We start from the raw sequence: 12,021 nt of genomic DNA, 5'->3' as shown, positions 1-12,021 counted from the left end.
GGCGTTCGCATCCCGGGCTGGGACCGGGGGCTACGCTCGTGGGGGCGGGGGCGGGGGGGGGGGGGGGGGGGGGGGGGGGCGGGGGTGCCGGGGGTGGCGGGGTCGTGCGCGGTGCCGCCGATGCCGCGAAGGCCGTCGTCGGCGTCCAGGGAATCGACGACATCGACGGCATCAACTGAACCGACGGAATCGGTGCCGACGCGGGTGAGTCGCGGCACGTGCCAGACCCCGTCGCGGAGAGCGAGGTGCGGCTCCCCGATGGCCAGCGCTTCGGCGAGACGCCCGGCGTCGGGCTCCTCGCCGACACCGACACCGACACCGACACCGACGCCGATCCCGACCTCGCCCCCGACCCCGATACCGGCCTCGCTGTCGGCCTCGCTGTCGGCCTCGATCAGCACGATCCGCCCGGGATGCTCCGACTGGGCGGCCCGGACCAGCCCCCCGACCGCCGCCCCCGCCGGGTCGGTGCCGGTGAGGACGGCGAGCGGGGTGTCCCCGGGGGAATCGTCGGCGAGCCGGTCGCGCAGGGCGTCGAGGACGGCGGCGACGGCCGTGCGGGTCTCGGCGGCGCTCGTCCCGGCCGGGGCGATCAGCACCTCTGCCGTGGCATCGGCTGGACGCGCCGGGGCGGGGGCGGGTACCCAGTCGACGCGGTAGAGGCCGCCCGCGCGGGGCGAACGGGCCGCGGCGTCCAGCAGGTCGGTGCGCAGGGGCCGCAGGGTGAGCGCGTCGACGGTGGCGACGGGCGCGCCCGTGGGGTCGGCGAGGGTGAGCCGGACCGTGCCCTCACCCCTGTTCCCGCCCGTGCCCTCACCCCATGTCCCACCCGTGCCCTCGCCCACGTACCCGCGCCCGGTCTCGACCCGGACGCGCAGCGCGGTGGCGCCGGTGGTGTGGAGCCGTACCCCGGACCAGGCGAACGGCAGCAGGGCCGTGTCGCTCGCCGCGTCGGTGAGGCCGACGGTGTGCAGAGCGGCGTCGAACAGCGCCGGGTGCAGGCCGAAGCCGTCGGGTGCCGCGTCGGAGGCGATCTCGGCGTACAGGGCGTCGGCGGTGCGCCAGGCGGTGCGCAGGCCCTGGAACAGGGGGCCGTACTCCAGGCCGAGGGCGGCGAGTTCGTCGTACAGGCCGTCGAGGGGGACGGGTTCGGCGTGCTCGGGGGGCCACTCGGTGAGCGGGTCGGCGGGGCCGGGGAGGGTCCCGGTGGGGGCGAGGAGGCCGTCGGCGTGCCGGGTCCAGGGCAGTTCCTCGCCGAGGTGCTCCGGGCGGGACCAGATGGAGACGGGGCGGCGGTCCCCCTCGGGCGGGGCGACGACCACCTGGAGCTGGACGGCGCCGTGGTCGGGCAGTACCAGGGGGGCGTGCAGGGTGAGTTCGGCGAGGTCGCCGCAGCCGACCTGGTCCCCGGCGCGCAGGGCGAGTTCCAGGTGCCCGGTGCCGGGGAAGAGCAGCCGGCCGCCGACACGGTGGTCCGCGAGCCAGGGCTGGGCGCCCGGGGAGAGGCGGCCGGTGAGGACGGCGCCCGCGCTGTCGGCCCGTACCAGCGCGGCGCCCAGCAGGGCGTGGCCGGTGGGGTCGAGACCGGCGGAGGTGACGTCGGCGGCGCTCGCGGTGGAGTCGAGCCAGTACCACTCGCGCTGGAAGGCGTAGGGGGGCAGCGGGACGCGGCGCGGGCGGCGGCCCTCGGCGACGGCGGCCCAGTCGGCCTCGGCGCCATGGGTGAACGCCTCGCCGACGGCGGCCAGCAGCCGGTCCCGGCCGCCCTCGTCGCGGCGCAGCGAGCCGATGGCGGCCACGGCGTCGTCGGTCTCCTGGATGCCGACGGTGAGGACGGGGTGCGGGCTGGACTCGATGAACAGCCGGTGCCCGTCGCCGATGGCGGCGCGTACCGCCTGCTCGAAGAGCACGCCCTGGCGCAGGTTGGTGTACCAGTACCCGGCGTCGAGCGTGGTCGTGTCGAGCGGGGTGCCGGTGACCGTCGAATAGAACGGGACGCGGGCGGCGCGCGGGGCGATGCCGTCGAGGTCGGCGGCGAGGCGCTCGCGCAGGGTCTCGACGTGGGCGCTGTGCGAGGCGTAGTCCACGGGCAGGCGTTTGGCGCGGACCTTGGCCTCGCGCAGCCGGGCGTGCAGCGCGTCGAGGGCCTCGGGGTCGCCGGAGACGACGGTGGAGGCGGCGCCGTTGACGGCGGCGACGGACAGCCGCCCGTCGAAGGGGGCGAGCCGGGCGCGGACCGCGTCGGCGCCCTCGGCGACGGACATCATGCCGCCCGTGCCGGACAGCAGTTCGGCGATGGCGCGGGAGCGCAGGGCGACGACCCGGGCGCCGTCCGCCAGGGTGAGCGCGCCGACCGCGCAGGCCGCGGCGATCTCGCCCTGGGAGTGGCCGATGACGGCGGCCGGGGTGACGCCGTACGCGCTCCAGGTGTGGGCCAGGGACACCATGACGGCCCAGAGCAGCGGCTGGACCACGTCCACGCGGTCGAGGCCGCCGCGCAGTTCGGCGGCGAGATCCCAGTCGGTGTAGGGGGCGAGGGCGGCGGCGCACTCGGCCATGCGGGCGGCGAACACCGGGGACTCGTCGATGAGCCGGGTGGCCATGGCGGACCACTGGGAGCCCTGGCCGGGGAAGACGAACACGGGCCGGGCACGGCCGGGCGCGGTGCCTTCGGCCAGGCCGGGGGCGGTGGTGCCGTCGGCGAGCGCGGCGAGGGCGGCACGCAGTGCGGCGGGGTCGTCGGCGGTGATCGCGGCGCGGTGGGGGAAGCGGGCGCGGGTGGTGGCCAGCGACCAGCCGACGTCGTGGGGGGCGAGGCCGGGGTGGGTGTCGAGGTGGCCGAGGAGCGCGGCGGCCTGTGCGGCGAGGGCGGCGGGGGTGCGGGCGGTGAGCGTCCAGGGGACGGCGGGGCCGTCGTACGCCTCGGGCTCGGAGGTGGGGGCGGGCGGGGCCTGTTCGAGGATGACGTGGGCGTTGGTGCCGCTGATGCCGAAGGAGGACACCCCGGCCCGGCGCGGGCGGCCCCGCCGCGGCCACTCCCGCTGCTCGGTCAGCAGGCGGACGTTCCCGGCGTCCCAGTCGACCTCGGTGGAGGGCCGGTCCACGTGCAGGGTCCGGGGCAGGACCCCGTGGCGCAGGGCCAGCACCATCTTGATGATCCCGGCGACCCCGGCGGCGGCCTGGGTGTGCCCGATGTTGGACTTGACGGAGCCGAGCCACAGCGGGGCGTCCTCGGGCCGGTCCTGACCATAGGTGGCGAGCAGCGCCTGCGCCTCGATCGGGTCGCCGAGCGTGGTCCCCGTACCGTGCGCCTCCACCACGTCCACGTCGGCGGTGGTGAGGCGGGCGTTGTCCAGCGCTTCGCGGACGACGCGTTCCTGTGCGGGTCCGTTGGGGGCGGTGAGGCCGTTGGAGGCGCCGTCCTGGTTGACGGCGGAGCCCCGCATCACGGCCAGCACCTCGTGCCCGTTGCGGCGGGCGTCGGAGAGCCGTTCCACGACCAGGACGCCGACGCCCTCGCCCCATACGGTGCCGCCCGCCGCGTCGGCGAAGGCGCGGGTGCGGGCGTCGGGGGCCAGCGCGCCCTGCCTGCTGAACTCGATGAACGTCTCCGGCGTGGCCATCACGGCGACACCGCCCACCAGCGCGAGCCGCGACTCGCCCTGCCGCAGCGACTGCGCGGCCAGGTGCAGGGCCACCAGCGAGGACGAACAGGCGGTGTCGACGGACAGCGAGGGGCCCTGGAGGCCCAGGGTGTAGGCGATCCGGCCGGAGATGATGCTGCCGGAGCCGAAGCTGCCGAAGTAGTCGTGGTACTGGACGCCCGCGAACACCCCGGTGCGGCTGCCCTTGAGGGTGTGCGGGTCGATGCCCGCGCTCTCCAGCGCCTCCCAGGACGTCTCCAGCAGCAGCCGCTGCTGCGGGTCCATGACGAGGGCTTCCTTGGGGCTGATGCCGAAGAACGCCGGGTCGAACGCGCCCGCGTCGTGCAGGAATCCGCCCTCGCCGACATAGGAGGTGTCGGGGCGCTGCCGGGTGGGGTCGACGATCCGGTCCGTGTCCCAGCCCCGGTTGGCGGGGAACGGGGTGATGGCGTCGGTGCCGTCGGCGACCAGCCGCCACAGGTCCTCGGGGGTGCGTACGTCGCCCGGGTACCGGCAGGCCAGCCCCACGATCGCGAGCGGCTCGTCCACGCGGGCGGTACGGGTACGGGGGCCGGGGCGCGGCCCGGTGCGGGTCCCGGCGGTCAGGGTTCCCAGGTGCGCGGCGAGCGCCTCGGGCGAGGGGTGGTCGAAGACCAGGGTGGCGCTCAGCCTCAGCCCGGTCTCGGCGGACAGGGAGTTGCGCAGTTCGATCGCGGCGAGGGAGTCGAAGCCGAGGTCCTTGAAGGCCCGGTCGGTCTCGACGCGGCCCGCGCCCGCGTGGCCGAGCACGGCGGCGGTGTGGGCGCGGACGGTGTCCAGGAGCGCTTCGGCGCGTTCCTGGTCCCCGAGGGCGGCCAGCCGCTCGGCGAAGGTGGGTCCGGCCGTGTCGGCGGCGGCCTCGCGGCGCACCGGCCGGCCCGCCAGCGCGCGCAGGACGGGCGCGAGGGCGGCGCCCTGGGCGCGCAGGGCCTGCGGGCTGAGCCGTACCGGTACGAGGGCGGGACGCCCGGCGCGGGCCGCGAGGTCGAACAGGGCGGTGCCCTCGTCGGCGGTCAGCGCGGTCATGCCACCCCGGGTCATCCGGGCGCGGTCGGCCTCGTCGAGGGTGCTGGTCATGCCGCCCGCCGGGGCCCACGGGCCCCACGCCAGGGACAGCGCGGGGGCGCCCTGGGCGTGGCGGTGCGCGGCGAGGGCGTCCAGGAGGGCGTTGGCGGCGGCGTAGTTGCCCTGGCCGGGTGCGCCGACGGTGCCCGCGACGGACGAGAACAGCACCAGCGGCGTACGGTCCCCGATCAGTTCGTGCAGATGCAGGGCGCCGATCGCCTTCGGGGCGAGGACCCGCTCCAGGCGTTCGGGGGTGAGGGAGGAGAGCACCCCGTCGTCCAGGACTCCGGCGGCGTGCACGACGGCGGTGAGGGGGCGGTCGGCCGGGATCGCGGCGAGGACGGCGGCGAGCGCGTCGCGGTCGGCGGTGTCGCAGGCGTGGGCGGTGGCCGTGGCGCCCAGTGCTTCGAGTGCGGCGATCAGCGCGCCCGCGTCGCCGGACCGGCTCAGCAGCGCGAGATGCCGGACGCCGTGGGCGGTGACCAGATGCCGGGCGAGGACCGGTCCGAGGCCGCCGGTGGCACCGGTCAGCAGGACGGTGCCCGCAGGGGCGAGGGCGAGGCCGAGGGGGGTGGCGTCGGCGGGGAGGGTCATGGGCTGCGTGGCGTCGGCGGGGAGGCCCGTGGGCGTGGCGTCGGCGGGGAGGTCGGCGCGTACCAGCCGGGCGGCGTGCGCGACGCCCGCGCGGAGGGCGAGTTGCGGTTCGCCGCAGGCGAGCAGGGCGGGCAGGACGGGCAGGACATCGTCCGCGCCCGTATCGGGATCAGGGTCTGTGCCGAGGTCGACGAGCGTGAAGCGGTCCGGGTGCTCCGACTGCGCGGACCGCACCAGACCCCACACGGCGGCGCCCGCCAGGTCGGGCACGTCCTCTCCCGCGACGCTCACCGCGCCCCGGGTCACGACGGCCAGCGGGCGCGGGTCGTCGTCCTGGAGGGCCGCGAGGGCGGTGTCCAGGGCGGCGCGTACGGCGTCCGGGTCGGCCCCGGGCACGCTGTGCAGGACCCGGTGGCCGTGGTCGGGGGCGTCGGCGTCCAGCGGCAGTGGCTGCCAGCCGAGGGTGAACAGGGCGTCTGCGGTGGTGTCACGGGCGGCGCGCAGGTGGGTGAGCGGGCGGGCCGCGAGGGAGGTGACCGTGGCGACGGGGGCGCCGGTGGCGTCGGCGAGGTCGACGGCGAAGGCGTCCGCCCCGGTGGGCGCCAGCCGGGCGCGCAGCACGGGGGCGCCGGTGGCGTGCAGGGTGACGCCGGTGAACAGGAAGGGCAGGCGGGCGGTGTCGTCGGCGGATCCGTCGCCGAGCAGGGCGAGGGAGTGCAGGGCGGCGTCGAAGGCGGCCGGGTGCAGGCCGAAACGGGGCGCGTCGGCGGCGGGCCGCTCCGGGAGCCGTACCTCCGCGAACAGTTCCCCACCGCGTCGCCAGGCGGCGGTCAGGGCCTGGAAGACGGGCCCGTACTCCAGTCCGGCGGCGGCATGACGTGCGTACAGGCCGCCGGTGTCGAGGGGTTCGGCGTCCTCGGGGGGCCAGGTGTCGAGGCGGGTGCCCGGGGCGCCCGCGAGGTCGGTGGCGGTGAGCAGGCCGGAGGCGTGCAGGGTCCACGGGGTGTCGGCGGGCAGGCTCTCGGCGCGCGCGTACACGTCCACCGTGCGGGCGCCGGACGGGTCGGGCGGGCCCACGGCGACCTGGACGCGCACGCCGTCGTCGGGGGGCAGCACCAGCGGTACTTCGAGGGCGAGTTCCGCCAGGTGCGCGCAGCCGACCTGGTCACCGGCCCGGATGGCCAGCTCGACCATGGCGGTGCCGGGCACGACGACCGAGCCGCCGACGACATGGTCGGCGAGCCAGGGGTGGGTGCGTGGGGAGAGCCGTCCGGTGAGGACGGCGCCGTCGGAACCGGCGAGCACGGTGGCCGCGCCGAGCAGCGGGTGGTCGGCGCGGTCCAGCCCGGCGGAGCCGACATCGCCGACGGTGGCGGCGGCCGTGTCGGGCCAGTAGCGCTCGCGCTGGAAGGCGGTGGTGGGCAGGTCGACCGTGCGGGCGCCGCCGAACAGCGCGGTCCAGTCGACGTCGGCGCCGGCGCAGTACAGCTCGGCCACGGCGGTGAGCAGCGTCTCGCTCTCGTCGCGCCCGCGCCGGGCGGCGGCGGCCAGGACGGCGTCCGGGTCCGGGGCGTCGGCGGCCAGGCATTCGCGGGCCATCGCGGTGAGGACGGCGTCGGGGCCGAGTTCGAGGTAGCGGGTGACGCCCTCGGCGGCGAGGGCGCGGACGCCGTCGTGGAAGCGGACCGCCTCGCGGATGTGCCGCACCCAGTAGCCGGGGGTGGCGAGATCCTGGGTGGCGAGGGCGCCGGTGACGTTGGAGACGACGGGGACGGTGGCCCGGTGGAAGGTGAGGGACTCCACGACCGTACGGAAGTCGTCCAGCATCGGTTCCATCAGCGGCGAGTGGAAGGCGTGCGAGACCGTCAGCCGCCTGCTCTTCTCGAACCGCGCGGCGAGGGCCTCGGCCTGTGCGGCGTCGCCGGAGATCACCACGGAGTCAGGTCCGTTGACGGCGGCGATACCGAGCCCCTCGGTGAGCAGCGGACGCACCTCGTCCTCGGTGGCCCGTACGGCGATCATGGCGCCGCCCTCGGGCAGCGCCTGCATGAGCCGGCCGCGCGCGGCCACCAGCGTGATCGCGTCGGTGAGATCGAGCACCCCGGCGACATGGGCGGCGGCGATCTCACCGATGGAGTGCCCGGCGAGATAGTCGGGGGTCAGGCCCCAGGACTCCACCAGCCGGTACAGGGCGACCTCGTAGGCGAACAGGGCGCTCTGGGTGCGGGCGGTGCGGTGCAGCGGCTCGGGGTCGTCGCCGGGGGCGGCTGCGGCGGTATCGCGCGGGCCGTCCCCGAGCGCGGCATCCCGCGGGCCGTCCCCGAGGACGAGTTCGCGCAGGCCGTCACCGAACAGGGCGCAGATCTCGTCGAAGACGCGGGCGAAGACCGGGAAGTGGGTGTGCAGCGCGCGGCCCATGCCGGGGCGCTGGGCGCCCTGTCCGGTGAACAGGAAGGCGGTCTGTCCCTTGCGGACCCGCCCCGAGGCGGCGGTTCGGCCACCGTCGGCGACCGTCCGGGTGGCGGCGCGCAGGGCGTCGATGTCGGCGCCCAGGACGACGGCCCGGTAGGGGTGGGGGGTGCGGGTGGCGGCGAGGGAGTGGGCCAGGTCCACGGGGTGGTGCTCACCCGTGGCGGTCAGCAGGCGGGCGGCCTGCGCGCGCAGGGCGTGTTCGGTGCGGCCGGAGAGGACCCAGGGCACCAGGGGAGGCGCGGTACGCGGCGCGGGCGCCTCCTCGGCGGTGACGCTCTCCTCGGCGGGAGCCTCCTCCAGGATGTCGGCGGGAGCCTCTTCGAGGATGGTGTGCGCGTTGGTGCCGCTCGCGCCGAAGGAGGAGACGGCGGCCCGGCGCGGGCGCCCGGGGTCGGCCCAGGGCCGGTTCTCGGTCAGCAGCCGCACCCGGCCCTGGTCCCAATCGACCTTGCCGGACGGGGCGTCGGCGTGCAGGGACCGGGGCAGCACGCGGTGGCGGAGTGCCATGACCGCCTTGATGATCCCGGCGACCCCGGCGGCGGCCTGGGTGTGTCCGATGTTGGACTTGACGGAGCCGAGCCACAGCGGGGCGTCCTCGGGCCGGTCCTGACCGTAGGTGGCGAGCAGCGCCTGCGCCTCGATCGGGTCCCCGAGCGTCGTCCCCGTACCGTGCGCCTCCAGCAGGTCGACGTCGGCCGGGCCGAGGTTCGCCCCGGCCAGCGCGGCGCGGATGACGCGCTGCTGGGAGGGCCCGTTGGGGGCGGTGAGGCCGTTGGAGGCACCGTCCTGGTTGACGGCGGACCCCCGTACGACGGCCAGCACCTGGTGGCCGTTGCGGCGGGCGTCGGAGAGCCGCTCCAGGGCCAGCATGCCGGCGCCCTCGCCCCAGCCGGTGCCGTCGGCGGTGTCGGCGAACGACTTGCAGCGGCCGTCCGGGGACAGTCCGCGCTGCCGGGAGAAGGCGATGAAGTTGCCCGGTGTGCACATCACGGTCGCGCCCCCGGCGAGGGCGAGGGTGCACTCCCCGGCGCGCAGCGCCTGCACGGCCAGGTGCACCGCGACCAGCGCCGAGGAGCAGGCGGTGTCGACGGTGACGGCCGGGCCCTCCAGGCCGAAGGTGTACGAGATACGGCCGGAGATGACGGCGGCCAGCACTCCGGTGCCGAGCGCCGCCTCGCTGTCGTCGGGGAGTTTGGCGAGCAGGTCCTTGTAGTCCTGGCCGTTGGTCCCGGCGAACACGCCGATCCGGGTGCCCTGCGCGGAGCCGGGGTCGATCCGGGCCCGTTCCAGGGCCTCCCAGGACACTTCGAGCAGCAGCCGCTGCTGGGGGTCCATGGCGAGCGCCTCGCGAGGGCCGATGCCGAAGAAGTCCGGCTCGAACCCGGCCGCGTCGGTGAGGAAGCCGCCCCGGGTGACATAGCTCTTGCCGGTGGCGTCCGGGTCGGGGTCGTACAGGGCGTCGATGTCCCAGCCCCGGTCGGCGGGGAAGTCGCCGATGGCGTCGGTGCCGTCGTGCACCAGCCGCCACAGCTCCTCGGGGGTGCCGACGCCGCCGGGGAAGCGGCAGCCCATCCCGACGATGGCGACGGGTTCCCGGTCCTGGGTCTCCACCTCGCGCAGCCGCTGACGGGTCTGGGCCAGATCGGCGGAGACCCGCTTGAGGTAGGTGAGCAGCTTTTCGTCGTTGGTCATCGGGTGTCGCCACTCCTGTGCGAAGAGGTGGACTGCCGTGGGCCCGGGGGAAGGGGTCGTCTCACGCCGATCCGAGTTCGTTGTCGATGAAGGCGAAGACGTCGTCGGCGGAGGCGTCCGCGAGCCGTCCGGCCACGGCGTCGGCGTCCTGGCCGAGGGTCTTGTCGAGGCCGCCGAGCAGGGTGTGCAGGCGGCTGGTGATCCGGCCCCGCTCGATGTCCTCGGCGGTCAGGGAGCCGAGCCGGGCGGCGACCCGGTCGAGTTCGGCGAGGACCGCGGCCACGGAGTCGTCGGCGCCCGCGAGTTCGCCGCCGAGGTGCTTGGCGAGGGCGGCGGGGGTGGCGTAGTCGAAGATGAGGGTGGCGGGCAGCGCCACCCCGGCCGCGCCGCTGATCCGGTTGCGCAGGTCGACGGAGGTGAGCGAGTCGAAGCCGAGGTCGCGGAAGGCGGTGGTCGCCTCCACCGCGTCGGCGCCCGCGTAGCCCAGGACTGCGGCGGCCTGACCGCACACCAGTTCCTGGAGGGCACGTTCGCGTTCGCCGCCCGTGAGCCCGGCCAGCTTCGCGGCGAACCCGTCGGCGGCGCCCGAGTCGGCCCGCCCGTCCGTGCCGCCGGGCGCGCCGGACAGGCCGGACAGCAGGGGGCTGGGGCGGGTGGCGGTGAACGCGGGCGCGAACACGGACCAGTCGACGTCGGCGACGGTGACGGTGGTGTCGCCGCCGTCCAGGGCACGGCGCAGGGCGGTCAGCGCGCGGCCGGGGTCCAGGAGGGACATGCCCATCGCGCGGGCGGCGGAGCGGACCGTGCCGTGGGCGGCCATGCCGTCGTCGCCGCCCCACGGCCCCCAGGCCACCGAGGTGGCGGGCAGTCCGGCCGCCCGGCGGTGCTCGGCGAGGGCGTCGAGGTAGGCGTTGGCGGCGGCGTAGTTGGCCTGTCCGGCGCCGCCGACGGTGGCGGTCAGGGAGGAGAACAGCACGAACGCCGACAGGTCCAGGTCCGCGGTCAGCTCGTGCAGATGCCGGGCGGCCTCCGCCTTGGGGGCGAGGACCCCGGCGAACCGCTCGGGGGTGAGCGCGTCCAGCACACCGTCGTCCAGGACCCCGGCCAGATGCAGCACGGCCGTCACCGGCCGCTCGTCCGGTACGGAGTCCAGCAGCGCGGCGAGTGCCGCGCGGTCGGCGACATCACAGGCCGTGAGCGTCACCTCGGTGCCGGTCGCGGTGAGTTCGTGTACGAGGTCGGCGGCGCCGGGGGCGTCCGGGCCCCGGCGTGAGGTGAGCAGCAGCCGGTCGGCGCCCTCGGCGGCGAGCCAGCGGGCGACGGCGGCGCCCACCGCGCCGGTGGCCCCGGTCACCAGGACGGTGCCGGAGGGCTTCCAGGGGGCTCCGGCGCGTGCGGGGGCGGGGGTGAGGCGGCGGCCGTGGGCGCCGGTCCCGCGGACGGCGATCTGGTCCTCGCCGCCGGGGTCGCCGAGCAGCGCGGCGAGCCGTTCGAGGACGGGCGGGCCGGGTTCGGCGGGCAGGTCGATCAGGCCGCCCCAGCGGTCGGGGTGTTCCAGGGCGGCGACCCGGCCCAGGCCCCACACCGGGGCCTGGGCGAAGCCGGTGACGGCGGCGGTGCTCCCGTGGGCCACGGCGTCACGGGTGACGCACCACAGCGGGGCCGTGATCCCCGCGTCGCCGAGGGCCTGGACGAGGGCGGCCGTGGCGGTGGGTCCGGTGGCGGGCGCGAGCAGGGACAGCACGCCGTCGAGACCGGCGCGGCTGGCGCCGAGCGCGTCGTGGCCGTCGCGATCGGCGTCGTGGCCGTCGCGGTCGGCGCGGTCGCCGTCAAGACCATCGCGGTCGCCGTCGAGACCATGACGGCCGGCGAGCAGCCCGGCCAGGTCCGCGCGGGCGGCCGTGCCGGGCACGGTGAGAATGTCGACGCGCAGGCCGTGCCCGGTGAGCCCGGCCAGGATCGCGGTCGTCCAGGGGTCGTCGGCGAGGGGGGCGGGGACGACGGCCAGCCAGTGCCCGCCGGGCGCCGGGGTGGTGGCGGGCGCCAGCGGCTCCCAGGTGACGCGGTGCCGCCAGCCGTCGGCGGCGGCGTTGGCCCGCCGCCGCTCGTGCCAGGCGGCCAGCGCCGGTACCACGGCGGCCACGGACGTCTCGTCGGCGACCTGGAGGGTGGCCGCCACGGCGGGGATGTCCTGGTCGCGGACCAGTTCCCAGAACGGGTCGGCGGCGTCGCCGCCCGCGCGGGCCCCGGCGGCGCGCTCGGCCTGGAGGATGGGGGCGTCCGCCCAGTGCCGGTCCCGGCGGAAGGGGTAGGTGGGCAGGTCGGCCTTGCGGCCCCCGGCGAACACCACCGCCCAGTCCGGGCCGGTGCCGGTCAGGTGGAGTTGCCCGAGGGCGTCGGCGAGGGCGGCGTCCTCGGCGCGGTCGCGGGGGGGGGGGGCGCGCCCGCTGGGGCCCCCCGGGGCGCGCCAGGTGGGGAGGGCCGCCGGGGGGGCCGGCACCAGGGAACTCGGGGA

At 76.8% G+C, this 12,021-nt stretch carries 2 protein-coding genes; both read right to left on the bottom strand.

The genetic code is table 11. The features are described 5' to 3' along the window. The coding region (locus tag ACFXAZ_RS16125) for an SDR family NAD(P)-dependent oxidoreductase (RefSeq protein WP_384590493.1) at nucleotides 1–9,506 on the bottom strand (9,506 nt) is incomplete at its 3' end. Nucleotides 9,507–9,567: 61 nt separating this feature from the next. Continuing rightward, nucleotides 9,568–12,021, bottom strand: a 2,454-nt coding sequence (locus ACFXAZ_RS16120; protein ID WP_384590490.1) for an SDR family NAD(P)-dependent oxidoreductase, incomplete at its 5' end; no start/stop codon positions are given.

The sequence above is a fragment of the Streptomyces sp. NPDC059477 genome (assembly GCF_042749375.1).
In the GTDB taxonomy this organism is placed as follows: domain Bacteria; phylum Actinomycetota; class Actinomycetes; order Streptomycetales; family Streptomycetaceae; genus Streptomyces.
Note: the sequence above shows the minus strand (reverse complement) of the source record. Positions and strands in the feature narration are given on the sequence as shown.